The organism is Corallococcus sp. RDP092CA (assembly GCF_041903675.1).
In the GTDB taxonomy this organism is placed as follows: Bacteria; Myxococcota; Myxococcia; order Myxococcales; family Myxococcaceae; genus Corallococcus.
The window spans coordinates 1-25,200 of record NZ_JAYESI010000012.1 but is presented as its reverse complement, the minus strand read 5'-3'; the positions used below and the strand labels follow the sequence as shown (position 1 = coordinate 25,200).

The 25,200-nt window shown below is 71.8% G+C and carries 20 protein-coding genes, 1 pseudogene and 1 riboswitch; of the genes and pseudogenes, 7 read left to right on the top strand and 14 right to left on the bottom strand.

Annotation, left to right across the window (positions count from 1 at the left end; translation table 11 throughout):
• Position 1 precedes the first annotated feature (1 nt).
• Complete coding sequence (locus tag U8525_RS15210; RefSeq protein WP_374266188.1) at positions 2-2,788, bottom strand: cation-translocating P-type ATPase; 2,787 nt, start codon at positions 2,786-2,788, stop codon at positions 2-4.
• Between the two features lie 338 nt (positions 2,789-3,126).
• A riboswitch (S-adenosyl-L-homocysteine riboswitch) is annotated at positions 3,127-3,199 on the top strand.
• 88 nt (positions 3,200-3,287) lie between these two features.
• Between U8525_RS15210 and ahcY the strand changes: the two genes are divergently transcribed.
• Positions 3,288-4,718 (top strand): adenosylhomocysteinase, encoded by a 1,431-nt coding sequence (ahcY, locus tag U8525_RS15205; protein WP_374266186.1) that lies wholly within the window; start codon positions 3,288-3,290, stop codon positions 4,716-4,718.
• 66 nt (positions 4,719-4,784) lie between these two features.
• On the opposite strand, the gene sthA is transcribed toward ahcY, so the two are convergent.
• From sthA to U8525_RS15190, 3 genes are all read right to left on the bottom strand, one after another.
• On the bottom strand, positions 4,785-6,182 hold the full coding sequence (gene sthA / locus U8525_RS15200) for a Si-specific NAD(P)(+) transhydrogenase (protein ID WP_374266184.1): 1,398 nt from the start codon (positions 6,180-6,182) through the stop codon (positions 4,785-4,787).
• A gap of 92 nt (positions 6,183-6,274) precedes the next feature.
• Positions 6,275-7,453, bottom strand: a complete 1,179-nt coding sequence (locus U8525_RS15195; protein WP_374266182.1) for a PPC domain-containing protein — start codon at positions 7,451-7,453, stop codon at positions 6,275-6,277.
• Between the two features lie 224 nt (positions 7,454-7,677).
• Positions 7,678-8,127 (bottom strand): cupin domain-containing protein, encoded by a 450-nt coding sequence (locus U8525_RS15190; RefSeq protein WP_374266180.1) that lies wholly within the window; start codon positions 8,125-8,127, stop codon positions 7,678-7,680.
• A gap of 83 nt (positions 8,128-8,210) precedes the next feature.
• Between U8525_RS15190 and U8525_RS15185 the strand changes: the two genes are divergently transcribed.
• Both U8525_RS15185 and U8525_RS15180 read left to right on the top strand, forming a co-directional pair.
• Positions 8,211-9,650 carry a PLP-dependent aminotransferase family protein gene (locus U8525_RS15185; RefSeq protein WP_374266178.1) on the top strand — a complete coding sequence of 480 codons (1,440 nt, stop codon included), beginning with the start codon at positions 8,211-8,213 and terminating at the stop codon, positions 9,648-9,650.
• Between the two features lie 186 nt (positions 9,651-9,836).
• Positions 9,837-10,466, top strand: a complete 630-nt coding sequence (locus tag U8525_RS15180; RefSeq protein ID WP_374266176.1) for a DUF4328 domain-containing protein — start codon at positions 9,837-9,839, stop codon at positions 10,464-10,466.
• A gap of 15 nt (positions 10,467-10,481) precedes the next feature.
• Here U8525_RS15180 and U8525_RS15175 read toward each other — a convergent pair whose 3' ends face one another.
• The 7 genes from U8525_RS15175 to U8525_RS15145 all read right to left on the bottom strand — a co-directional run bounded on the left by U8525_RS15175 (position 10,482) and on the right by U8525_RS15145 (position 17,376).
• Entirely contained in the window at positions 10,482-11,495 is a 1,014-nt protein-coding gene (locus U8525_RS15175) for an NADP-dependent oxidoreductase (RefSeq protein ID WP_374266174.1), read from the bottom strand.
• Positions 11,492-12,085 carry a DUF2239 family protein gene (locus U8525_RS15170; RefSeq protein ID WP_374266172.1) on the bottom strand — a complete coding sequence of 198 codons (594 nt, stop codon included), beginning with the start codon at positions 12,083-12,085 and terminating at the stop codon, positions 11,492-11,494. Before U8525_RS15170 ends, U8525_RS15175 begins: the two co-directional genes overlap by 4 nt.
• A 90-nt stretch (positions 12,086-12,175) precedes the next feature.
• On the bottom strand, positions 12,176-13,657 hold the full coding sequence (locus tag U8525_RS15165) for an efflux transporter outer membrane subunit (RefSeq protein WP_374266170.1): 1,482 nt from the start codon (positions 13,655-13,657) through the stop codon (positions 12,176-12,178).
• Positions 13,654-14,619, bottom strand: a complete 966-nt coding sequence (locus U8525_RS15160) for an efflux RND transporter periplasmic adaptor subunit (RefSeq protein ID WP_374266168.1) — start codon at positions 14,617-14,619, stop codon at positions 13,654-13,656. The genes U8525_RS15165 and U8525_RS15160 overlap by 4 nt, the downstream gene beginning before the upstream one ends.
• An 11-nt stretch (positions 14,620-14,630) precedes the next feature.
• Positions 14,631-14,846, bottom strand: coding sequence for a DUF1656 domain-containing protein (locus U8525_RS15155; RefSeq protein ID WP_374266166.1), 216 nt, complete (start codon positions 14,844-14,846; stop codon positions 14,631-14,633).
• Positions 14,843-16,900 (bottom strand): FUSC family protein, encoded by a 2,058-nt coding sequence (locus tag U8525_RS15150; protein ID WP_374266164.1) that lies wholly within the window; start codon positions 16,898-16,900, stop codon positions 14,843-14,845. The genes U8525_RS15155 and U8525_RS15150 overlap by 4 nt, the downstream gene beginning before the upstream one ends.
• On the bottom strand, positions 16,897-17,376 hold the full coding sequence (locus U8525_RS15145; protein ID WP_374266162.1) for a MarR family winged helix-turn-helix transcriptional regulator: 480 nt from the start codon (positions 17,374-17,376) through the stop codon (positions 16,897-16,899). Before U8525_RS15145 ends, U8525_RS15150 begins: the two co-directional genes overlap by 4 nt.
• Before the next feature lie 193 nt (positions 17,377-17,569).
• Here U8525_RS15145 and U8525_RS15140 point away from each other — a divergent pair, with 193 nt between their 5' ends.
• From U8525_RS15140 to U8525_RS15125, 4 genes are all read left to right on the top strand, one after another.
• Positions 17,570-19,072 (top strand): acetyl-CoA acetyltransferase, encoded by a 1,503-nt coding sequence (locus U8525_RS15140; RefSeq protein WP_374266160.1) that lies wholly within the window; start codon positions 17,570-17,572, stop codon positions 19,070-19,072.
• Between the two features lie 324 nt (positions 19,073-19,396).
• Positions 19,397-20,737, top strand: coding sequence for a hypothetical protein (locus tag U8525_RS15135; RefSeq protein WP_374266158.1), 1,341 nt, complete (start codon positions 19,397-19,399; stop codon positions 20,735-20,737).
• A gap of 313 nt (positions 20,738-21,050) precedes the next feature.
• A complete protein-coding gene (locus U8525_RS15130) occupies positions 21,051-22,253 on the top strand; it encodes a DUF2380 domain-containing protein (RefSeq protein WP_374266156.1) in 1,203 nt (400 codons plus the stop codon).
• Positions 22,250-22,717: an NUDIX hydrolase gene (locus tag U8525_RS15125; protein WP_374266154.1), complete on the top strand. Its 468-nt coding sequence runs from the start codon at positions 22,250-22,252 to the stop codon at positions 22,715-22,717. The genes U8525_RS15130 and U8525_RS15125 overlap by 4 nt, the downstream gene beginning before the upstream one ends.
• A gap of 233 nt (positions 22,718-22,950) precedes the next feature.
• Here U8525_RS15125 and U8525_RS15120 read toward each other — a convergent pair.
• The 3 genes and pseudogenes from U8525_RS15120 to U8525_RS15110 form a co-directional block, all read right to left on the bottom strand.
• Positions 22,951-23,280: pseudogene (locus tag U8525_RS15120) on the bottom strand (hypothetical protein); the annotation flags it as partial.
• Between the two features lie 320 nt (positions 23,281-23,600).
• Entirely contained in the window at positions 23,601-24,584 is a 984-nt protein-coding gene (locus U8525_RS15115; RefSeq protein WP_374266152.1) for a hypothetical protein, read from the bottom strand.
• Between the two features lie 386 nt (positions 24,585-24,970).
• Positions 24,971-25,200: hypothetical protein (locus U8525_RS15110; protein ID WP_374266522.1), on the bottom strand; the 230-nt coding region annotated here is incomplete at its 5' end.

The window sequence follows — 25,200 nt, the reverse complement described above, 5'->3', positions numbered from 1 at the left end:
GTCAGGTGGCGCTCACGCTCCTGCCTGCTCCTCCGCGCGACCGCGACCGCAGCCACTTCTCCAGGCCCACCGCGGGCAGCACGCAGGCGCCCGCCAGCACCGACCGCGCGATGGCCTCCAGCGACAGCGGCGCGGAGCCGAAGAGGCGCTGGAGGAAGGGCACGTACATGAACGCGGCCTGGAGCAGCACCAGCGCGGCGATGCCCACGAACACGGTGGGGTTGCTCGCGAAGCCCACCTCGCGCGTGGAGCCGGTCAACGTGCGGCACAGCCACAGGTAGAAGATCTGAAAGCTGACCACGGTGTTGACGGCCATGGTGCGCGCCTCGGCCAGGGCCCGGTCGGTGGGGACGCCGTGGGTGCCGCCCTGGCGCGCGAGCTCCCAGAGGAACAGGCCGATGGCGCCCGCCGCCATCAGCAGCGCGACGAGGCCGGTGCGCATCACCACGAAGTGGCTCAGGACGGGCGTGTCCGGCGCGCGGGGCGGGCGGCGCATGACGTGGCGCTCCTTCGCCTCGAAGGCCAGGGGCAGCGCGAGGGTGACGGTGGCCACCAGGTTGATCCACAGCAGCTGCGTGGGGCGCATGGCCAGCAGCGGCTCGCGCACGCCGCCGGCCTCCTGTAGCGGGAAGAAGGTCACGCCCAGCATGAGGATGAGGGCGAGCCCCAGGTTGGTGGGCAGCACGAAGGCGAGCGACTTGATGAGGTTGTCATAGACGCGGCGGCCCTCCTCGACGGCGGCGACGATGGTGGCGAAGTTGTCGTCGGTCAGCACCAGGTCCGCGGCCTCGCGGGACACGGCCGTGCCGGTGATGCCCATGGCCACGCCGATGTCCGCCTGCTTGAGCGCGGGCGCGTCGTTGACGCCGTCGCCCGTCATCGCCACCACGTGGCGCTGGGTCTGGAGCGCGCGCACCAGCCGCAGCTTGTGCTCCGGGGCCAGGCGCGCGAACACGTTCGAGTCCTTCACCGCCGCGGCCAGCTCCGCGTCGCCCATGCCGGACAGGCGCGCGCCGGTGAGGCCCGGCTGCCCCGGGGCGTGGATGCCCAGCTGCATCCCGATGGCCTCGGCCGTGCCCAGGTGGTCGCCGGTCATCATCTTCACGCGGATGCCGGCGGCGTGGCAGGCCTTCACGGAGGCCACGGCCTCCTCGCGGGGCGGGTCGATCATCCCCTGGAGGCCCAGCAGCGTGAAGCCGTCCTCCACGTCCCCGGGGCGCAGCGCCTCCGCCCGGGGCAGGCCCTTGCGCGCGAAGGCGAGCACGCGCAGCCCCTGCCGCGCCATGCGCTCCACCTCCGCGAGCACGGCGTCCCGGTCCGTCTCCATCCCGCAGCGGCGCAGCACCACCTCCGGCGCGCCCTTGAGGAACAGCTCGGTCCCCTCCGGGCCGCCCGCGTGGAGCGTGGCCATGAACTGGTGCTCGGACTCGAAGGGGATGGCGTCCAGGCGGGGATGGCGCTCGCGCAGGTCCGTCACGCCCAGGCCCGCCTTCTTCGCGGCGAGCAGCAGCGCGCCTTCGGTGGGGTCGCCGGTCATGCCCCAGCGGCCCTCCTCGCGGGGCTGGAGGTCGGCCTCGTTGCAGAGCACGCCCGCGAGCAGCAGCGCGTGCACGTCCCCGGGCAGCTCCTCCATGGCGAGGCCCGCGCGCAGGAGCTGTCCCGTGGCGGTGTGGCCCACGCCGGTGAGCGCGTAGCTCCCGCGCCAGGTCCACAGCGCCTGCACGGTCATCTCGTTGCGGGTGAGGGTGCCGGTCTTGTCGGTGCAGATGACGGTGGTGCTGCCCAGGGTCTCCACGGCGGGCAGCTTGCGGATGACGGCGCGGCGGGACGCCATGCGCTGCACGCCGATGGCCAGGGCGATGGTGACGATGGCGGGCAGGCCCTCCGGGATGGCGGCCACCGCCAGGGTGATGGCCACCAGCACCGCGTCGTTGAAGGCGTAGCCCCGGAGCATGCCCACCCCGAGCAGCACGGCGGACAGCACGACGATGCCGGCCGAGATGACGCGGCCCAGCCGGGCCAGCTCGCGCGTGAGCGGCGTGCTCAGGTCCGTGGCCTGCTCCATCAGGTGCGAGATGCGGCCCAGCTCCGTGGCACCTCCCGTGGCGACGACGACCGCGGTGGAGGTGCCGGACGTGACGAGCGTGCCGCCGAAGGCGAGGCTCGCCCGGTCTCCCAGCTCCGCGTCCTCGGAGACGGCCGCGACGTGCTTGCTGGAGGGGACGGACTCCCCGGTGAGGGCGGCCTCCTCCACCTGGAAGTTGCGCGAGCGCAACAGGCGCAGGTCCGCGGGCACGCGGTCTCCGGACGCGAGCTGCACGACGTCGCCGGGCACGAGCTCCGAGGAGGGGCGCGACACGAGGTGTCCGTCGCGCAGCACGTGGGCGGTCTCCGCCACCATGTGGTTGAGGGCCTCGATGGCCCGGCCCGCGCGGTACTCCTGCACGAAGCCGATGAGCGTGTTGAGGACCACCACGGCGGCGACCACGAGCCCGTCGGTCACCTTGCCCAGCAGGATGGCCAGGCCCGCGGAGGCGATGAGCACCCAGATGAGCGGGCTGTCGATCTGCCGCCACAGGAGCTTCCACGCGCTGTCCGGCCGCGAGCGCTCCAGCACGTTGGGGCCCAGGCGCGCGAGCCGCTGCCGGGCCGCCTCCTCCGTCAGCCCCTGGGAGGTGCTGTCGAGCCGCTCCAGCACGGCCTCCGGGGGGAGCGCGTGCCAGCGGACGGAGGGCACGTCGGAGGCGCGAAGCCCTGCCTGCTTCCTCGGCTGTGATGGCTCCTGCATGGCGTGCCTCCCCTGGGGAAGCTGGCCACGGGCAGGGCCGCCCGTCAGCGGGAGGCGGGCAGCCGGGCGGTGGTGTCCGCGCAACCGGAAGGTCACCACTCAGGCGTGCGGATCATCCTGCCCTTCGCTGGCGGACAAGCTGAAGGCTCCGCGCGCGGCCCGGGGTCGGGCCCGGCTCCGGGCGCCTCGTTCGGAGGCGGGGAGGGGCAGGTCCTCCCACCCTGGGTGACGCTCCCTCCGACTGTCCGCCAGGGCACCCCCAGGTGCGACTTCCGGCGGCCCCCCGGGGCGCCAATCTCCCTTTGAAATTCAGGGCGCCTTCCCTTAGTTTCCCCCGCGACTTCGAGGAGCGTTGCGAGGCCTTCCCGGCCCCAGGCTCGAAGCCGACTGACCCAACGGCGCTCACCTGTACGCGTTTCTTGCGAGGGTGAGGCCGCCTGTCCAGGGCCCGGCCTCCCCCTTTCCAGCACGGCGCGCCACATGGATCCGGAGCCACACCATGACCGCGGTTACCAAGCAGCAGAATCAGGACTACGCCATCGCCGACCTCAAGCTCGCCAGCTGGGGCCGCAAGGAGATCCGCATCGCCGAGAGCGAGATGCCCGCGCTCATGGCGATCCGCGAGGAGTACGCCAGGCAGCAGCCGCTCAAGGGCGCTCGCGTCACGGGCTCGCTGCACATGACCATCCAGACGGCGGTGCTGGTGGAGACGCTCCAGGCGCTGGGCGCGCAGGTGCGCTGGGCGTCCTGCAACATCTTCTCCACCCAGGACCACGCGGCCGCCGCGCTGGTGGAGGCCGGCACGCCGGTCTTCGCCCACAAGGGCGAGTCCCTCAAGGAGTACTGGGAGTTCACCCACCGCATCTTCGAGTTCGGCCCCGCCGGCAGCGACCACGAGGGCCCGAACATGATCCTCGACGACGGCGGTGACGCCACGCTGCTCATGCACCTGGGCAAGCGCGCGGAGAAGGACCTGTCCGTCATCTCCAACCCCCAGAGCGAGGAGGAGCGCGAGCTGTACGCCTCCATCAAGGCCAAGCTCGCCGAGGACGCCACCTGGTACACGCGCAAGAGCGCGAAGATCCTCGGCGTCACGGAGGAGACGACCACGGGCGTGCACCGCCTCCAGGAGATGTCCCAGAAGGGCACGCTCCTGTTCCGCGCCATCAACGTCAACGACAGCGTGACGAAGAGCAAGTTCGACAACCTCTACGGCTGCCGTGAGTCGCTGGTGGACGGCATCAAGCGCGCCACGGACGTGATGGTGGCCGGGAAGATCGCCGTCGTCGCGGGCTACGGTGACGTGGGCAAGGGCTCCGCGCAGGCCCTGCGCGCGCTGTCCGCCCAGGTGTGGGTGACGGAGATCGACCCCATCTGCGCGCTCCAGGCCGCGATGGAGGGCTACCGCGTCGTGACCATGGATTACGCCGCGGACAAGGCGGACATCTTCGTCACCGCCACGGGCAACAAGTCCGTCATCACCCACGCGCACATGGCCAAGATGAAGGACCAGGCCATCGTCTGCAACATCGGCCACTTCGACAATGAAATCGAGGTCGCCTCCCTGGAGCAGTACAAGTGGGAGGAGATCAAGCCCCAGGTCGACCACGTCATCTTCCCGGACAACAAGCGCATCATCCTGCTGGCCAAGGGCCGCCTGGTGAACCTGGGCTGCGGCACCGGCCACCCCAGCTACGTGATGTCCAGCTCCTTCGCGAACCAGACCATCGCGCAGATCGAGCTGTACTCGCACAGCGAGAAGTACCAGGTGGGCAAGGTGTACGTGCTGCCCAAGCACCTGGACGAGAAGGTCGCCCGGCTCCAGCTCAAGAAGCTCAACGCCCAGCTCACGGAGCTCACCCCGGAGCAGGCGCAGTACATCGGCGTGGAGCGGCAGGGGCCCTACAAGCAGGACACCTACCGCTACTGAGCGCGTCCTGACGTGACACCCCGGGGCACCGTGGGCCTTCAACGGCCCGCGGTGCCCTTCGTGTTCTCAGAACAGCCGGTTGAGGCCGTTGAGCGCCGCCACGCGGTACGCCTCCGCCATGGTGGGGTAGTTGAAGGTGGTGTTGATGAAGTAGTCGATGCCGTTGCCCGGCCAGTCCTGCGCCATGATGGCCTGACCGATGTGGATGATCTCGGACGCGTTGTCCCCGAAGCAGTGGATGCCGAGGAGTTCTCGCGTCTCCCGGTGGAACAGCAGCTTCAGCATGCCCACGGTGCGGCCGGTGATCTGCGCGCGCGCCAGGCTCTTGAAGAAGGCGTGGCCCACTTCGTAGGGGACGCCCGCCTGGGTGAGCTCGCGCTCGGTGCGGCCCAGGCTGCTGATCTCGGGGCTGGTGTAGATGCCGGTGGGGATGTCCTTCACCAGCTTGTGCTCCAGCCGCCCCTCCACGATGTGCGTGGCGGCGAAGCGGCCCTGGTCATAGGACGCGCTGGCCAGGGACGGGGCGCCCACCACGTCGCCCACCGCGTAGATGTGGGGCACGGACGTCTGGTAGCCGTCGTTGACCTGGATGCAGCCGCGCGCGTCCACCGCGATGCCCAGCGCCTCCAGCCCCAGGTCCTGGCTGTTGCCGGAGCGGCCGTTGGCCCAGAGGAAGACGTCCGCCTTCAGCCGCTTGCCGCTCTTGAGCTGGAGCACCACGCTGTCGTCGTGCGGCTCCACGGAGACCATCTCCTCCTGGTGGCGGATGAGCACGCCCTGCTCCCGCAGGTGGTAGGAGAGGGCGTCGGAGATCTCGTCGTCCAGGAAGGACAGGAGCCGGTCGCGCGTGTTCACCAGGTCCACCTTCACGCCGAGCATCCGGAACATGGAGGCGTACTCGCAGCCGATGACGCCCGCGCCGTAGATGATCATCGACAGCGGGGACTCGCGCAGCTTGAGGATGGTGTCCGAGTCGAAGATGCGCGGGTGGCGGAAGTCCACGCCCGCGGGCCGGTAGGGCCGCGAGCCCGTGGCGATGACGAAGGCGTCCGCGTGGAGCAGCTCCACGGAGCCTCGGGGCTCCGTCACCTCCACGGTGTGCGCGTCCCGGAACTTCGCGTGGCCCACCAGGAGCTCCACGCGGTTGCGCTCGTAGAAGGTGGTGCGCAGCTGCACCTGCTTGGACACGACGGTGGTCGCCACGCGCATCATGTCGCTGAGGGTGGTGTGGCGGGCCAGGTCCGCGCGCAGCTCCGGGTGGTCCTGCTGGATGTCCATCAGCCGCTGGATGGCGTGGCGCAGGGCCTTGGAGGGGATGGTGGCGGTGTGCGTGCAGGCGCCGCCCACCAGGGCTCCCTGCTCCACGGTGCACACCTTGCGGCCGGACTTCACCGCCTTCATCGAAGCCCCTTCACCGCCGGGACCGGAGCCGAGGACCACCACGTCGAACCGCCGAGCGCTCATGGGCCTGGAGTGTTCCCCCAACCCCGGCCCCGAGGGAAGAAATCACCTCGGGGCCGGGCGCCGCCTCACACCTCAGGGCCCGCGGGGCGCCTTCAGTAGGACGCCTTCAGCGTCAGGCCGGAGTAGTCCGTATAGCCCTTGATCATCACGTGATAGACGCCCGCCGTGGGGGCGTTGATGAGGCACGACTCCGTGGCGCCCGTGCTGGTGGAGCGACAGGTGGACATGTACTCCGTGGGCTGCGAGCCCTGGCCGACGTACAGGTCCGCGTCCCCCGCGCCGAAGTACGTCTGCACGAGCAGCGAGGTCCTCCCGGCCGGCACGGTGAGGGTCCAGTAGCGGTACGAGCCCTGCGCGCCCGACAGGCCCGTCACCGCGACGCCGTTCTGCAGCGTGCCGGTGCCCGGGTTGCCCGTGCCGCCGGTGACGTAGGACCCGCGCAGGGCCACGCCCGTGAGCGTCATGTACGAGTCCGCGTTGTAGACGCGCACGTGCCAGGTCCCCGCCGCGGGGCTGGTGAGGGTGCACGTCTGGTTGTTGCCACTGCCCGTGGTGGCCTTGCAGTCATAGGACGACAGGGTGGGCGAGCTGCCTCGCTTCGCGTAGAGGTGGGCCATGCCGCCGGAGCCGAGGTAGGTGTAGAACGTGAGGCTCGTGGCCCCCGAGGGGACCTCCAGCGTGTAGTCGCAGGAGAATGTCCCGGGCGCCGCGCTCAAGCCGTAGGTGGTCGAGCCGTTGGTGAGGGGGCTGGTGCTGGTGCAGCCCGGCTGGCCGGTGGTCAGGGTGTAGGTGCCCGTGATGGTCGCGCCGGAGAACGTGCTGTAGCCATACATCCGGGCGTAGTAGGTGCCGGGCGACGTCACGGTGAGGGCGCAGCTCTCCGTGTTGGTGCTGCCGGCCGACTTGCAGTCCCTCGTCGCTTCCGAGGGAGCGCTGCCCCGGAGCACGTACAGGTCGCCGTCGCCGGTGCCGCCGCTGGTGGTGAACTCCACGCGGGTGGCCCCGGTGGGCACCGCGAGCTTGTAGATGCAGGACCAGGCGCCTGCCTCCGTGCCCACGCCGGACGCGGGCACGCCGTTGCTCAGCGTGGTGGTGCTGGTGCAGTCCACGGCCTCGGCCTGGAGCCGCCGCTCCGGCGGCGGGCCCTTCTCCGCCACCGGCGCCTGCTCGACGGTGTCGCCCGCCGGCGCCTCGATGGCGCCCGCTTCCGGGGCTCCCGCGGGCAGCTCCAGCTCCGCACCGCAGCCCGTCAGGGCACACGTCAGCCACACCGCCGCCAAAGACTTCCATCCAAGAGCGCTCAAGAGGTTCCTCGGTCCGTGAGAATGCGTGTCACCCGAGGCGGCGAGAGCGTATCGCGTCGTCGCCGTCTCCTCGGATGGTGCGCAAGCTATCAGGCGTGTCTGACATTCCCGGTGGAGACTGCCTTTACCGGGTGGACGCGGCGGAGTGGCTTCGCGATGGGGCGGGCGCGTGCCCGCGCACGTCCTTCGCGCTACTCGCAGGTGGCGAGGAACGGCTCGCCGTGCTCCTGGCACCAGCGGCGGTAGGTCTCCAGGCGGTCCGCGGATGACACGCGCTTGAGGACCTGGCCGTCGTCGCCCAGGTACTCGATGGCGCCCCTCACGGTGATGTGCAGGACCACCGGCTCGTCGCCCACGACCTGCCAGCTGTCGACGTTGCCGGCCGGCTCATGGACATACGTTCCCGGGCCAATCACCTCGCCGGTGTCGAGCAGCTGGCGGCGCCCGGAGAGGTTGAAGCCGTGCACCTCGCCGGTGTGGCGGTGCCGGGGGATGCGGGTGCCGGGCTCGAGGCGGAAGAGGTACATCCAGCCGTCGCGGAAGAAGCGCAGCGGCTTGAACGCGAGCCCCGGTGGACCCATGGGGATCCACGGCATGCGTTCGGAGTCGATGGGGTGGGAGGCGGAGGCGGAAGCGGTCATGCCGGCAGGATGCTTCGCGGCTGGCCCGGTGAAGGGGCCAGGATTGGCGAATTCCATCGGGCCAATCCGTGGGAGCATGCGGCATGGACCTTCACGTGGAGCTCCGGGGGCGCCGGGACCTGGCCGGGCAGATCTACCGGGGGCTGCGCGCGGCCATCCTGGACGGGCGCCTGCGGCATGGGGAGCGGCTGCCGCCCACCCGCGAGCTGGCCCTGCGCCTGGACGTGGCGCGCAACACGGTGGGCGTGGCGTATGAGTGGCTCACCGCCGAGGGGCTCATCGCGGGGCGCACGCGGGCGGGGAGCTTCGTCCAGGGGGAGGCGTCCCGGCCGCGCGGCGGGGCAGGGCGGGAGGCCCGGGTGCCGCTGCGCGCGCGGGCCTTCTGGCGCGCGTTGCCGGACCTGCCCTCGCCGCTCGCCCCCGCCGCGTATGACTTTGGCGTGGGCAGTCCGGACGTCTCGGGCTTCCCCTTCGAGTCCTGGCGCCGGCTGGTGGCGCGCCAGCTGCGGGCCGCCGCGGTGTCCGGGGGCTACGTGGACTCGGCCGGGCACCGGGGCCTGCGGGAGGCGGTGGCCCGGCACGTGGGCGTCGCGCGGGGCGTGCGCGCGGAGGCGGACGACGTGCTCATCACCAATGGCGCGCAGCAGGCGCTGGACCTCGTGGGCCGGGTGCTCATCGAGCCGGGGGACTGCGTCGCCGTGGAGGAGCCGGGCTATCCGCCCGCGCGGCAGGTGTTCCAGTCGCTGGGGGCGCGCGTCGCGCCCGTGCCCGTGGACGCGGAGGGGCTGGACGTGGCGGCGCTGCCGGACGCGGCGCGGCTCGTCTATGTCACGCCGTCACACCAGTTCCCGCTGGGCATGCCCATGTCTCCCGCGCGGCGGATGGCGTTGCTGGAGTGGGCGAAGCGCCGGGACGCGGTGGTGATTGAAGACGACTATGACAGTGAGTTCCGCTTCGGCGGCCGGCCCCTGGAGACGTTGCATGGGATGGACCGCTCCGGGCGGGTGCTCTACGTGGGGTCGTTCTCGAAGGTGATGGTCCCCATGCTGCGTCTGGGATTCCTCGTCGCGCCGCCGTCGCTCCAGCGGGAGCTGCGGTGGGCCCGGCGCGTGATGGACTGGCACAGCCCCGTGCCGGAGCAGGCCGCGCTGGCGCGCTTCATCGACAGCGGGTTGCTCGCGAGGCACATCCGCAAGATGCGGCGGGAGTACGCGGCGCGGCATGAGCGCGTGGCGGAAGGGCTGGCGCGCCATGGCGGTGACTGGCTCCAGGCGGTGCCCTCCGTGGCGGGCCTGCACCTGAGCGCGACGTTCCCGCGGGGCGGCCTGACGCTGGAGCGGGAGGCGGTGGCTCGGGCGCGGGCGCTGGGGGTCGGGCTCATCACCCTGTCTCGCTACTTCGCGGGGCCGCGCGCCCGCCCGGGGCTGGTGCTGGGGTATGGCGGCATCCCGGCCGCGCGCATTCCAGAGGGGCTCCGGCGGCTGGGCGCCAGCCTTGCCCATGTGGGATTGACGAAGGATTGAAGACCGGCCCTAATTCCTTTCATGCTCGATGCAGTCGAGGGGGACGTCGCGTCACAGCCCATGTGTCCACAGCATCCCGAACGGGTGGCGGTTCGCACCTGCGCGCGGTGTGGGAGATATGCCTGTTCGTCGTGCGAGCGAGACGGAGGCCGGTGCCGCGAGTGTACGCGGCTCTCCGCCCTGGAGGTGCCGGACTCGCGCGCGCGGGCGCGCCGGGCCACGGTGCTGCAATACGCCTCCGTCGTCATGTCCGTGGTGGGCCTGCTCTTCAACCTGCTGCTGTCCCCCGCGCTGAAGGACGCGGAGCTCCGGTCCCAGCTCGAGGGCTACAGCCTCATCCTGGGCGGCCTGGTCATCATCGCCGCGCAGGTCTGCTTCCTGATGTGGGTCCACCGCGTGGTCCGGCAGCTCAAGGCCCAGGGGGCGGACATCGGGATGAGCCCCGCCCGGGCGGTCTGGATGTGGATCATCCCCCTCCTCAACCTGGTGAAGCCCTACCACGTGATGCGGGACATCGCGGAGCGGGTGGGCGGCGCCCACTTCGTCGCCTCGCTCCCGCTCCAGTGGTGGTGGGCGGCGAGCATCGTGGCGCGGATCCTGGACCGGGTGGAGGCGAAGCTGCTGGCCCGCGAGGCGGCACCGATCGACGACACGGTGAGCACGGTGGTGGGGCTGCTGTCCTCGGTCTGCGCCGTGGCCGTGGCGCTCCTCTGTGTGCAGCTCCTCAAGGAAATCCAGGTGCGGCTCGACCGGCGCCGCGAGGGGCTGGACGAAGTGGAGGGCCCGGTCGCCGAGGACGTGGCCGCGGCGGCTTGACGCAGCGGAGGACGCTCAGCCAGGGGCGGCGACGCGGACCAGCTGCTTGCCCAGGTTCTGGCCCTCGAAGAGCCCGCGCAGGGCGGACGGCGCCTGCTCCAGCCCCTCCGCGAGGGTCTCCGCCTGGAGGAGGTCTCCCCGTGCGGCCCAGGTGGACAGCTCGCGGAAGGCGTCGGGGAAGCGCGCGACGTGGTCCAGGAAGATGAAGCCCTCCATGCGCGCCCGCTTGAAGGCCAGCTGCATGTAGTTGCGCGGCGTGGCGCCGTAGTCACGGTCCTTGTATCCGGAGGAGACGGCGCCGCAGAGCACCACGCGGGCGCGCACCGCCAGGTGCTCCAGCGCCGCCTCCAGCGCGGGGCCGCCCACGTTGTCGAAGAAGACGTCCACGCCCTGGGGCGCCAGGGCCTGGAGTCGCGCTCGGAGGTCCTCGGACTTGTAGTCGATGCAGGCGTCGAACCGGGCGACGCGGGTCACCCAGTCGGCCTTGCGCGGGCCGCCCGCGATGCCGATGACGCGGCAGCCCCGGAGCCGCGCGACCTGCCCGGCGATGGAGCCCACGCTGCCCGCCGCGCCGGAGACGAGGACGGTCTCACCAGGGGCGGCGCGGGCCACGTCCGTCATGCCAATCCACGCGGTCAGCCCGCTGGCGCCGTAGAGGTTCAGCATGGCCCTGGGCTCGATGCCGTCCGGCACCTTGTTGAAGCCGAAGAGGCCCGCGTCACCCGCCAGCGCGTACTCCTGCCAGCCCGTCATGCCCGTCACCCAGTCGCCCACGGCGAGCCGCTCGGAGCGCGACGCGATGACCTGTCCGACGCCTGCGCCCCGCATGACCTCGCCGAGCGCGACGGGCGGGATGTAGGTCGCGCTGGGGTTGAGCCAGGTGCGCTGGGTGGGCTCGATGGCGAGCCAGACGACGCGCACGAGCGCTTCGCCGGGGCCTGGGGTCGGCACCGGCGCCTGTCGCCATTCGAAGCAGGCGTCGGAGACCGCGTCGTGGGGACGCGACTTCAGCACCCACTGGTGGTTCATGGCGTCTCCTTGGAGAAGGCGGGGGCCGCGAGCCGGCGGGCGCAGTCGCGGATGTCGTCCGGCCAGCCCCGGGTCCACCTGTTGAAGCGCGCTCGGTCGCCTGCGTAGAGCGCGCGGGCGGCCTCCTCGTAGCCCGGCGCGTTGCCGGCCAGGGTGGTCATGAAGCGGTCCGCGGCGGCCTGGGCGCGGCGGACGCGGTCGGCGTCTCCGCTGCTCGCGCGAGCGGCCTCCACCAGCTTGCGCAGGGCCACGGAGGCGCCGCCGGGCTGCTCGGCCAGCCACTCCCAGTGGCGGGGGAGCAGCGTCACCTCGCGGGCCACGACGCCCAGCTTCGGGCGGCCGGGGCCTCGGGGCTCGGAGGACCCGGCCGCCGGGTCCGGCGCCGGCTGGAGGCGGGCGAGCACCTCCTCCAGCGTGCCGCGCAGGTGGAAGTCCACCGTCCGGCCCGTGGCGTCGTCGAACAGGAGCAGCGCTTCGGACTCGCCCGCGTCGAGCGCTCGCCGGGCGGCGGTGACGACCTCGGCCGGTGTGCCGGAGGCAAGCAGGCGCTGTCCGGCGAAGGCGGTCCAGGCGGCGGAAGGGGAGGGCATGGTGGAGATATTACCCGGGTATAAATGGGTGTCAATTCTACCCGGGTGATATCCCACGGTCGCCGGAGGGGCGTGCGCCGGGGTCCAGCGCTATCGCGGGGCCGAGCCCGCGGGCGGTGCGGCGTCCCGCGCCGCCACGGGGCTCTCCTGGCCGGTCTCCCAGCCTCCGCCCAGGGCCAGGAAGATGGCGATTTGCTGCGAGGAGAGCGCTCCATCCGAGACGGCCAGCGCCGCGTCCGCGGTGGCCAGGGTGCGCTCCGCGTCCAGCACGTCCAGCGTGCCACTGGCGCCCGCCGCCAGGAGCTGGCGCGCGAGCCGCACCGCCTCCGCGCTCTGGTCCCGGGCGACCACCAGCTCCGCGTTGCGCTCCAGCTCGCGCGCGTAGCCCGTCAGCGCCGTCTCCAGTTCGCGCAGCGCTCCCAGCACCACCCGGTCGAAGTCCGCGGCCGCGGCCTGGGTGGCCGCCTCCGCCTGCCGGATGCGCGCCTGCGGCGCACCGTTGGGCGCGGTCCAGCGGATGAGCGGCCCGAGCCCGAAGCGGAGGGCCCGGTCCGACGCGAAGCCCTCCGCCGTCAGCGAGGTCAGGCCCGCGGACACGCCCAGGCTCACGGCCGGGTACAGGTCCGCCACCGACACGCCGATGCGCGCCGTCGCCGCCGCGAGCCGCCGCTCCGCGCCCCGGATGTCCGGACGGCGGCGGAGGAAGCCCACGCCGTCGCCCGTGGGCAGCACGGACGTCAGCCGGGGCGGGGTGGTGCACGAGGCCACCTGGAGCGGCGCCTCCGACGGCGGGTGGCCCGTCAGGACCGCCAGCCGGAACAGCGCCCCCTTCTGCGCGGCCTGGAGCGGGGGCAGCGCCGCGCGCGTCTGGGACACCTGCGCCCGCGCGCGCACCACGTCCAGGCCGCCCAGGCGCCCGGCCTTCACCTGCCGCTCCGTGAGGAGCAGCGACTCCTCGAACAGCTTCACCGTGCGCTGGGCCACCTCCAGTTGGTGGCCCGCGATGCAGGCGTCCGCGTACGCGCGCGCCGTCTCCGCCACCACGGTGATGCGGCTGGCGTCATAGGTGGCGCGGCTCGCCTCCAGGTCCGCGTTCGACGCCTCGATGCCGCGCCGGATGCGCCCGAACAGGTCCAGCTGGTAGGCCACGCTGAAGCCCGCGTCGAAGCGCCCCACGGGCGACAGCGGCTCGGGCAGCCCGCTCGCGGCGGCCGCGGCCAGGTTGTAGGAGACGCCCGCCTCCACCGTGGCGCTGGGGGAGCGCGCGGCGCGCACCTCGTCGAGCACCGCCCTCGCTCGCGTCAGGTTCGCGGCGGCCACCGCCAGGTCCCGGTTGTGCTCCAGCGCCTGCTGCACGAAGCCGTCCAGCGCGGCGTCGTCGTAGAGCTTCCACCAGGGCCCGTCCGGCGAGGCGCGGGAGAACGCCGCCTCCTTCGCGCTCACCACCTCCACGGGCCTGGGCTCCGCGAGCAGGGCGGGCTTCTGGTAGTCCGGCCCCACGGTGATGCAGCCGGCGGCGCCCAGGGCCGCGGCCAGCAGCGGCAGCCCCCAGCGCGGGCCCGCGCGCCTCACGGCCGCACCGGAGCCTGGCTGGACAGGTTGGGCTCGCACTGCATGGGAATGACGGCGGCCTCCAGCTCCTCGCCCTCCTCGAACGGGAGGATCTCCACGCTCGCCGTGCGGCCCGCGATGAGCCGCACCCGCCGGGGGAGCGTCTCCAGCGCGATGCGCACCGGGACGCGCTGGGCCAGCCGCACCCACGGGAAGGTGGGGTTGACGTTGGGCAGCAGCGTGGCGCTCGTGGTGCGCTCGCGGTCCTCCACCGCGTAGGAGATGCTCTCCACCCGCCCGCGCAGCACCGCCGAGTCGCCCATCAGGCGGACCTCCGCGGGCGCGCCCACGTGGATGCGGTTGAGCTTCGTCTCCTCGAAGTAGCCGGCGACGTAGAGCGAGCGGCTGTCCACCACCGCCATCGCCGGGCTGCCCACGCCCACGTAGGCGCCGGGCCGCAGCTGCAGGTTGGTGATGGTCCCGTCCACCGGCGCCAGCACCGTGGAGCGCTCCAGGTTCAGCTTCGCCAGCTCCAGGTTCGCGGTGGCCTGCGCGAGCGCGGCGCGGGCCTGCTGCGCCTGGGTGGACACCTGCTGCCGGCGCTCGTCGGACACCACGCCGCTCAGGTCGTTGTAGCGCTTCGCGTCCAGCTCCGCCTGCCGCTGCACGGCCTTCGCGTTGGCCAGCGTGGACTCCGCCTGCTGCACGGCGAGCGTGTACCGGGCCGGGTCGACGCGGAAGAGCACGTCGCCCGCCCTCACGGCCTGGTTGTCGCGCACCAGCACCTCCGTCACGCGCCCGGCGACGTCCGCGGCCACCGGCACGATGTCCGCGCGCACGCGGCCATCCCGCGTCCGGGGCTCCTTCTCGTAATAGACATACAGCTCATAGGCGCCGAGGACGGCCAGGGTGACCAGGACGAGCGTCGTGAGCACCCGGCCGCTCAGGGCCAGGACTTGGGACAGGCGGGGTGGGCGGGCCATGGTGTTTCTTCCTAGAGGCGCGGGCTCAGACCGCGGGAGACGAGCACCGTCGCGGCCAGCAGGAGCGTGTAGAGCGCGACGTCGACCAGCGCCGGGTGCCAGACGCGCCGGTAGAAGCCCACCCGCAGCAGCACGGGCCGCAGCAGCGCGAGCAGCAGCCCCGCGATGAGGCCCGCGACGAGCGGGAAGGGCAGATAGACGCCGTAGAGGTCGACTTCGGAGGTCATGCGCTCACCTGGGGCAGGGGTCGCGAGGGCGGCGGAAGGGCGGGCGCGGCGGCCGGCTGCGCGCGGGCGTAGGGCGGGGCCAGGGGGAAGAGGCCCCGGCGCAGGCCGGTCAGCGCCAGCGCGGCCCGGCGGCCGTGGGAGGCCGCGGCGCCGAGCGCGGCGTCGATGGCGGCGAGGAGCGCCTCGGGCGGCGCCTGGAGCCGCTGGCGCAGGCCCTGGAAGTGCCGGGCCACCTGGGCGAGCACCGCGTCGGTGGCCACCACGGCCGGGGGCGGCAGCGCCCGGCGGGCCTCCTCCAGCTCCAGCACGTGCTGGCCCACCCGCAGGTCCGTGAGCACGTCCGCCGTCGCCACCTCGTGCGCCGGGTCCACCTGGGCCAGCTTCGGCACCAGCAGGCCCAGCCGGTCCAGCATCCGGCCGTTGAAGGCGCGGCGGTGGACGCGGTCCGGCGTCTCCGCCAGCTCGGCCACGTCCCGCCACCCGGCGCGCAGCAGGCGCCGGATGCTGTCCTCCACGCGCAGCACGCGCATCAGCGCGACCACGGTCAGCGCCAGCACCAGGCCCACCACGGTGGCGAGCTGCCCGTTCACGAAGCTGGTGAAGTCGGACGTGACGTTGTTCTCCACGGTGATCTGGAACGCGGGGAAGACCATGAACAGCGAGGTGGCGGGGTTGGTCCCCAGCAGGCCCAGCGGCAGCAGCAGCACGGCCAGCGCCAGCAGCACCAGGGGCATGCTGTCCAGGTTGGGGAAGACGCCGAACAGGTAGACGCCGGCCGCGACGCTCGCGGGGATGAGCACCAGCGTGGTGAGCTTGATGACCGGGCGGGGATCGTCCGAGGTGCCGGAGAACATCAGCACCAGGAGCGAGGCCATGAGGAAGGCGCCCACGCCATGGGGCCACTCGAGCAGGTACCAGAGCCCGCCCACCACGCCCGCGCACACCCAGGCGGTGGCCACGGTCCACAGCACCAGCCCCGCGTCCTGGTGGGCGTCGGGCGCGCTGTGCTCGGCGGCCACGCGCATGCGCCGGGGGAGGTCCACGGGCTCGTCCGCGAGCCGGCGCTGGATGCGCTTGCAGTCCGCCCAGATGCCCACCAGCCGCCGCAGCTGCCGCAGCAGGTCCGCGAGCAGCAGGTCGCCCCAGCCGGTGGCGTCCGGTGGCGGCATGGCCTCATGCAGGGACCGCCGCAGGTCCACGGCCCCTCGCGCCGGGGCGCCCGCGTCCATCCAGGCGCGCAGCTCCTCGCGGAACACCGCGACGCGGCCCGGCAGGGCGTGACCGTGGCGCACCAGCTCCTCCGCGCGGTCCTGGATGGAGGCGAGCACGGGGAGCAGTTGCAGCGCCTCCTCGCGCAGCAGGTCGATGAGCTTCACCTCCCGGCGCAGCTCGTGGTCCAGGTCCAGCCGGGCGTTCACGGCCAGGGCGTTGAGGGCCTGGGCCTGCGCGGCGAGCGCCTTGCGGTCCTTCGCCGAGGCGGCGCGCGCGGCGGCGTCATCGGAGAGGGCATCCAGCATCCACCGCTCCGCGCTCGCGAGCCACGTGCCCACCTGGGCGCCCAGCACCGGGCGCGCGCTCTGGGGCAGGAAGAGGCTGTCCACGAACACCAGGCACAGGCACCCCAGGCCCAGCTCCGTCACGCGCCACATCACGGTCTGGAAGACCTGGCTCAGGTCGCCGCCGCCGGGCAGCGCGGCGATCATCGGCGTCACGCCGAGCATGACGAACAGGTAGTTGGTGGGGCGGCGGTCGAGCATGGAGAGGCCCGTGCACAGCGACGCCCACGCGATGATGGCCACCGTCAGGATGAAGGGGGTGTTGACGAACAGGGCGGCCAGCAGGAGCGCCGCGATTCCGCCCAGCGCCGTGCCGCCCACGCGGTAGAGGCTCTTGAGCCGCGTGGCGCCCGAGAGCGGCTGGGACACCACGTACACGGCGCCAAACGCCCAGCTCGGGCGCTCCAGCCCCAGGTGGAACGCGATGGCGAGCGCCAGGGCCGCGGCGCAGAACGTCTTCACCGAGAACAGCACCCGGCCCTTCCAGGCGGGGCTCATGGGTCGTTCGAGAGCCGGGTGAGCGACTGCTGGCACGCGGACAGCACCTTCAGGCAGCCCTGGAGGTCCGCGTCCGTCACGTCCGCCAGGGCCTCCTCCTGGACGGCGGTCCGGATGGGGAGCAGCTTGCGGGTCAACTCATGGCCCTTCTTCGTGAGGACCAGCCGCTTCACCCGCCGGTCCGTGGGGGCGGTCTGCCGGACGATGAACCCCAGCTCACAGAGCTGATCCACCAGCCGCACCACGGTGGGGGCCTCCACGCCCAGCTCCCGCGCCAGCTCGCCTTGCGCCAGGCCGTCGCGCTGCTCGATGGTCAGCATCGCCGTGCCCACCGCGGAGGACAGCCCCAGCTTCGCGAAGCGCAGGTCCGCCATCCGCCGCCAGCCCCGCACCGTCAGGGTCAGCTCCTGGAGGAACGCCGCCTCCAGCTCCGCGCGGGAAGGTGCCTTCGGTGGTGCAGGTTTGATGGTTGTCATGTAAATAGGTAGCAAGCTAACTGATTGGGGTGGATTGCTATCGAATCTGGCGGGGGGCCGCAAGGGATTGTTGGAGGTGGGTGGGGCGAGGCGGCCTGTCTCCCACCAGGCGGGCTTGCAGGGTCCAGGAAGGGCCGGGGGCGCATTGACCGGGCTGGCGGGCCGTGGGAGCAGGGCGGTCAGGAGGCGAGGCATGAAGGACGCGAACAGGATCCCCGTCATCGTGGGCGTGGGGCAGCTCAACGACCGGCCGGAGGATCCGCTGCGGGGGCTGGACTCGCTGGGCTTGATGGAGGCCGCGCTGCGGGCGGCGGACTCGGACGCGGGAGGCGGTTGGCTCGCGCGGCTGGACTCGCTGGCGGTGGTGGAGCAGCTCTCGTTCCAGCAGGTGGGGCCGTTGCCGCTCGCGCTGGCGGAGCGGCTGGGGGCCCGGCCGCGCCTCCGCGAGCAGACGGCGGAGGCCCGTGGCGACAGCCCGGTGCGGCTGCTCCACGAGGCCGCCAACCGCGTGGCCTCCGGCGCGGTGGAGGTCGCGGCGGTGGTGGGCGGTGAGGCGCTGCGCACGGCGGCCCGGCGCGCGGCGCTGGCGGCGGGGGATGCGCCTTCCGCGCACAACGCCGCGACCCGCATCGGCGTCCAGGCGCACGCGGCGTACCGGAGGCGCTATGGCCTCAGCTCGCCGGTCGACGTCTATCCGCTCTATGAGAACGCCGGCCGCGCCGCGTATGGCCAGACGCTGGCGGAGGCGCAGCGGGAGAGTGGGGAGCTCTGGTCGCGGTTCTCGCAGGTCGCGGCGGGCAACCCGGGCGCGTGGATCCGCGAGCCCGCGTCCGTGGAGGACATCCTCACGCCGTCGCCGTCCAACCGGCCCATCGCGTTTCCGTACTGCAAGCGGATGGTGGCGAACAGCGCCGTCAACCAGGGCGCGGGGTTCCTGGTCACCAGCCTGGCGAACGCGCTCGCTCGGGGCGTGCCCGAGGACCGCCTCGTGTACGTGGGGCGGGGCGCGGCGGCGCATGAGCCGGAGGACTTCCTCGCGCGCGATGGCTATTCGAGCTCCCCGAGCATGGCGGTGTCGCTGCGCCGCGCGCTGGAGCTGAGCGGGTTGACCGTCGACGGGCTCGACTTCGTGGAACTCTACAGCTGCTTCCCCTGCGTGCCGAAGATGGCGCGCAGGGTGCTGGGCTGGCCGCTGGAGAAGCCGGCCACGGTGTTTGGCGGCCTCACGTTTGGTGGCGGGCCCATCGCCAACTACATGGGCCACGCGGTGGTCAGCATGGTGCAGCGGCTGCGCGAGCAGGGCCGTCACGGGCTGCTCTTCGGCAACGGTGGCTTCGCGACGTACAACCACAGCCTCGTGCTCACGCGTGAGCCGCCGCCCGCGGGAGCGCTGCCCCAGCCCTTCGAGTATCAGGCGGAAGCGGACGCCGCGCGCGGCCCTGTCCCTCCGTTCGTGGAGGACGCCACGGGCCCCGGCCGTATCGAGACGTACACCGTGCTGTATGAACGGGACGGCAGCCCGAGGTTCGGCGTCATCGTCGGGCGAGGCGCATCCGGTGAGCGCTTCCTCGCGAAGGTCCCGGCGCACGACACCGCGGGCATCGCCTTCCTGTGCGATGGGAAGGAGGAGCCCGTCGGCAGTGAAGGGCGCGCCGTCGCCGGGCCCGGCGGGGACATCCTCTGGCACCGGGCATGACCTTCACTCAGGAGGGAGGCGGTCCGCTGACGCGAGAGCCTTGAAGCGCGGATATGAGCGGAAGGCCCAGAAGCTCCCTCCATGGTGTCCCGCGGGGAACAAGGGCTGCTCAAACCCCTGTGCCCCGTCTTCCTGCGACTGTTGAGCTGTAACTCCACCTCCCGCTCCCCGCCGGCGACGCTGAAGTGAGCCGTCGCCGGCCCAGGGCGGCGAGCACCCATTCCTTTCAATCCTGAGTCATGACGCGCGGCCGGACCCAAACCGAGCCGAACGTCAGACGTGTGTCCTTTGCTCCCCTTCCAGGGGCATTGCTGGGAGGTGTGTATGCGAATGACGCGAAGTCGGGCGGTATGGCTGGGGTTGCTGTTGCCGGTGGCCGCATGGGCCGAGGACGTCCCGGAAGTGCAGCCCGTGGAGGAGGAGCGGCGCGCGCGGGCCACTGCGTGGCGCTCGCTGATGCGGCTGGACGCGACGACGTGGGCCCTGCTGCCGAGCGCGGGTATCGGCTCGAACGAGGGCTTCCTCCAAGTAGAGCCGACGCTCATTCTCGACGGAGGCGCGGAGTTCGGCCTCAACCTGGGCGCCCCGGTGCGGCTGCGGTTGTGGGGTGGAGGGGAGGACACGGGCCTCGTGCGGCGGGAGGACTGGGACAGCCTCTCGGACTTCGGGCAGGTGGTGCGCGGCCTCAAGCTGGGCTCAGACAACGCGCCCGTGGGCGTCTGGTTCGGCGGGCTGGAGTCCTACAGCCTGCTGTCGGGGCACCTCGTGCGGCGCTACTCCAACCGAAGCAATCCCGACTACCACCCGGCCGGAGGCTTCCTCACCGGCACCCTGGGGCCTCTCTACACACAGGCCTTCGCGTGGGACGTGCTGGGCGCGCGACTCATGGGCGCGGAAGTCGCGCTGGACGTGCAGCACGTCCTCTTCGGCCCGCCCCGCGAGCCGGGCCGCTACACGCTGGCGCTCTCCGCCGTGCATGACTGGGGGCGGGCCGGAGGGCGCGCGCCCTCGTTGACGCTGGCGCATGTGGACGGCACCGCCGTGGTGGTGGTGCGGCCGGGCTTCGAGGCGCACCTGATTGCCGGTTGGGGCGGGCGGCCAGGTGCGGGCGGCGCATGGGGAGCCGTGGTGGGCGCGGGCGCGGATGCGTTGACGCCCACGCTGGACATGCGGCTGCGCTTGGAGGTGCGCCGGCAGCACGGCGGCTTCCGACAGGGCTTCTTCGGCCCGGACTACGAGCTGGCCCGCTTCCAGGCCGCAGGGCCGGAGAGAGTGCCGCTGGCGGAGGCTCCCTTCCCGGACGGGTACTCGGCTCATGGCGAGGCGGAGGTGGGGTGGGACGCGGTCCGCTACGGCGGCCTCTCCAAGCACCTGAAGCTGTCGCTGGGAGTGGAGGCCTTCTCGTGGGGGCGCTTCGACGTGGATGGGCGCGTGGCGGTGCAGCTCTTCGCGCGCAGCCTGGAAGTGGTGTTGAAGGGGCTCGGAGTGGGCATGGGACAGCCCGGAGCGCGCTACCTGGGGGCCGCCGAGGTCCGCTGGCGATTCCTGGGCGGGAAGCTCTCCGCGCTGGGGACGGGCGGCACGCTGCTGTTCCCCACGTCGGAAGGGACGCTGCGGCCGGGGGCTTTCGCCTCGGTGGGCCTGGGGGTGGACAATGCGCGCTGACGCCCTGGTACTGGCCGTGGCGTTGCTGGCCACGGGATGCGCCTCCGTGCCGCTCGCTTTGGGGAGTGGCCGGAGCTTGAGCTACGCGCCGCGGGCGGCTCCTGCGCCCGCGTGGGTGGAGGCTCCGCGCGATGAGTCCCCGCGCGCCCGGAACTCTCCACCGTCCGCCATCTCGGGCCCCGAGACGTCTCAACGGATGTTGCGTCGCCAGGGGCCCCGTGACGACGTGACCGCTGTGGGTGACAGCGCGGTTGGGGGTGGGGCCCGGAGCACTGCATCGACGCGGCAAGCGGTCCTCACTGCCACGGACGAGGTGAAGGGCTCCCTGCGCGGCGTCGAGGCCACATTCACCCAACTGGCGGGCCGTCCTTCGGACCTTTGGGGCTTCAGCCTCACTGGCGTCTTCACGCGCTACCTCGACCATGGTTCCGGCCAGGTGAAGTGGATGAAGGGTGCGCTCGGGAGCGCCACTGCGTTCACGGATGCGGCCTCGGAAGTTGGCGACACGGACATGGAACTGGGCCTCCTCCGCATGGCGGGGCCCAGGCTCCAGGCGGCCCAATTCGGGACCCTCCTCCTGGCCACCTGGGTGGACTTCCTCCGCCTCGCGGACGCCATTCTCCGGAACTGTCCGATGTGCAGCGTCGAGAAGCTCTTCACGGACCTGCACCGCGTGCAGGGACTCATGGAGCCCACGTTGACGGACCTCGCTTCCCTGGACCCGGAGCGGGTCGAGGCCGCGGCCCTCGCGATGCCCGCGCTGATGGGGAAGCTGACGCGTGAGTTCGACACGCTCCAGCGGGAAACCCGCTCGACCCTGAAGCTTGGCGGGCAGGTCATCGCGGCAATGAAGGCGTTGGAGATGGTCACCATGATTTCCACCATGAAGATGGCCCTACCGCGCGTGCCACCCTCGGCCCCTGCGACGCTCGGCGTCGGCCTCGTGATGAGCTCGGGTGGGGTGATGGCAGGCTCGCGGCTGGTGGTCTCCGCCGAGTGGGTGGAGCTGATGCGAAGGCTCGTGCAGGCGGGGGTCATCTCCGTACCTGCCGCCAGCGCGGCCGTCCTCATTCAGGGCGGACAGGTCACGATGGCCCAGGCGCATCAGGACCTGCCCAAGGGTGTGCGCGACGCGCTGGGGGACAGCCCCGAGGTGCGCGGCATGCAGGTGACGGGCAGGGCCGGGGCGGGCATGTCCGACGCGCCCAAGCACCACGTCCTGCCGCAAGAGCACCGCGAGTGGTTCGAGCGGCGCGGCTTCAAGGGCGACATGGACATTGACCAGTTCTGCGTCCGGCTGGAACAGGCCCACCACGAGGCCATTCACGGCGGGGGGAACTGGAAGCTGGGACGCATCTGGCCCGGCGAGTGGAATCGGATGATCATGGATGCGCTACTTCAGGCTGAGACGAGAGCCGGCCGGATGTTGACGCGGGATGGGATCTTGAAGGAGGTCGCGAGGCATATGCGGGACTACCGAATCCCCATGAACTTCACTTCTGGGGGAGGACGATGAGTGGTGGAGAGGCCTGGCGGGGCGACATCAAGGCACGCCTGTACGACAGGGTTCGTGAACGGGGCTTCGGCTCACTCAGCGCCTTTGCCGAAGCGCGCCCTGCTGTTCCGCTGTACGTCCTGGCCGACGAGCTGGGCAACGACGTTGCTGCCGTGCAGCTTCTAAGCGGCTTGATGTACGAGGCGGAGCAGCACAAGCAGATCACGCGCTTGGTTCGTGATGTCCTCGTGCGCGAGTTGGCCGAGAGGTTTCCGAATGGCTGGCCGGACGTGCTGGACGATGCAACTCGCGGAGAGGTTGCGATGGGGCTCGGGTCGTGGTTCGCCTATACCCCTGTAACCCACAGGGCGCGGGTTGACCGGGCAGGGAATGCGCTTCTCGCCAACCCTCCCCCCGCTGGCTGGCGTCCGCTCGGTCCCGACGACGAGTTTCTCCGGACACTCCTGCCGGACGATGAAGCCTGACCGTCACCCACGGCTGGTGAGTCAGAGCCACGGTCGCCGTGTACCCCTCCTACCCTATTGGTGGCTTCGGCGCCCGCCTCCTCCACGTCTCTCTTGCGCGAGCTGTAGCGCCAGGCCGAGGGCGAGGCCAATCCCAATGCCGAAGCCGATGTTTCCCAGGGCGACTCCCAGGGGAATCCCAAGCGCGACGCCGATTGCGAGCCATTTGCCCATGCGGGCCTCCTGTGCCTCTTGGGGTTCTTGGGTCTCGCCTCGTGCGCGTTGCCGAGGGCCTTGGCCCAGGGTTCCGTCAGATAGAGCGTCATCAGCGCGCTCCAGTAGGCGTGCTTGAACGCGTCTCCCTTGCCGTTGTGCATCTTTCCGTAGTGCTTCGCCTTGCGCTCAGCGACCTTGGCGAGCGCGAACGACGTGGCGCAGAAGCTCTTGAAGGACAGACAGAGCCTGAGCTCAGCGGGCCCGAGCGCGAGGGGCTCGACGTCGGCCGCAGCGGCCTGCTTCGGCGCCGCGGGCAGCCCCTCCAGCTTCTTGTCCAGCCGCTCCTCGAAGTCCGGAGTGGAGTCCATCTTCACGCCCTCCTTCCGGAGGTCTTCGAGCGCTTGAAGGACCTGGTCGGGATCCGCTGCGTTGATGCGCTTCTCCAGCGCATCCGAGGCCGAGGCATCCTGACCCTTGGGGCGGGGGTGGTCCTTGATGAACTGCTCGGCCTCCCGGGCCAGCGCCTCATCGCTGACGTCGAGCGCCTGGACTTCGGCGGCGACCTCGGGGGCTGCTTCGACTTGCTCATCCCTCGCTCGCGCGTGAGGTCGGTTGAACGTGCCGTCCCATGGCCGGTCCGCCATCGCGTCCCCTCCAGGACGAGGCCACCCGCCGCGCTCCTGGAGCGCTACTTCCTCCGGCGCGAGAGCCGCAGCGCGGCCAGGAGCCCCAGCACCGTCAGGCCCCCTCCCGCCTGGGTGCAGCCGTCACTGGACGGCTCGGGGAGGGGGAGGGGGGCCGGGTCGATGGGGCCGCCGTCGGCGCAGCCTCCGCTCAGGCACCTCCGGCAGCCGAGCTCGAAGTCCACGCTCAGCAGCGGCAGCGCCAGGTCCGCTTGCTCCAGCGTTCCCCGAAGCGTGGCCTGGTGGCGTCCAGGAGAGAGTCCCTCGCCGGGCGGCGGCGGGTCGCTCCATGTGCAGGCCGAGTAGAGGAACAGCAGCTGCCGGTTGTACTCGTACAGGTGGCTGTCCGGGTTGTCCTCGCCCTTCGACGTCAGCCCATGATGGTTGCTGGACGACCAGGGCTGGCCGTCCACCTCCACCGTCCAGTGCACCCAGGGCAGGAACGGCACCAGCTCCGGTGACGGGGTGAAGCGCAGCGTGGTGGCTTCGCCCGACCCCGGGCTTCCGCAGTTCGAGTCCCCGAACACGGGGAACGTGTCCCAGCCCGGCGGGTCCACGCTCAGCGTGCCCAGGGTCTTGGGCAGGGGCAGCTCCGGGCCCGCGGTGAAGGTCGCGGACTGCGTCTGCGTCTCCTGGTACTGGCAGAGGCCCTTCGCCTCGATGCGGTACGCCGTGCCCGGCACGAGCGGCGACTTCGGGATCACGACGTGCGTCTTGCGGGCGCCCTCCGCCAGCGTGAAGGGCACCTCCACGCCATCCGCCTGGGTCAGCCGGAGGGTGGAGACGTCCGTGCTCTCCAGGAGCGGTGGCACCACCACCAGCCCCGGGACGTTCGCGGGGACCGGCCCTCCGTCCTCGGGCAGCGGGAAGCGGACGTCCACCAGGCAGTTGGGCGCGACGCATGCGTCCGCCGATGCGGGGAGGGCCAGGGCTCCTCCCACCATGAGCGTTCCCACCACCGCCAGGGCCTTCCAGTCGCGTGTCGTCATGGCCTTGAGACACGCGGGCCCGGGAGGATGGGACACGGTCACGCCGCCCGGCGTCGCCAGAGGCGCAGGGCCGCGAGGGCGCCCAGCACCGACAGCCCGCCTCCGGCCTGCGAACACCCCTCGTCCTTCCGGGGGAGCCCGTCGTCCGGGTTCGCGCCGATGCCGGCGTCAGGGTCGGTGGGAGCTGATGCAGTAGAAGCAGGCGGCCTGATTACAACCAACCTGGTGTCCCAACAATCCGGTGCGGTACAAGTGGAAAAAGGCTCGCGCAGGGAAGGCGAGCGAGAGCGCAAAAAAGAAACGACGTAACCGTTCACCAACTGGTGCTTGCTTGAAGGGACTGCCGGGCATCGGACGGTGGGCGGGACGGCGCTCGACGGTGGCGGCTATGGCGTGACACACCACCACTCGTGGCGGAACTCGACCCCAAGGATGCGCGCATCGCGGAATTGGAGGCGCAGGTGGCCGGGGTCTGGCTCCCATCCTGAGCACGCAGTCCGGTGGACCTGAGCACGCAGGGGGGCGAGCGTGAGAGCCATGGCGGCGTCCCAGCGCGCGGAGAGCACCAGGGCACGGAGGTCGAGCACCTCCTGACCGGACTGCTCTTTCCAGCGGC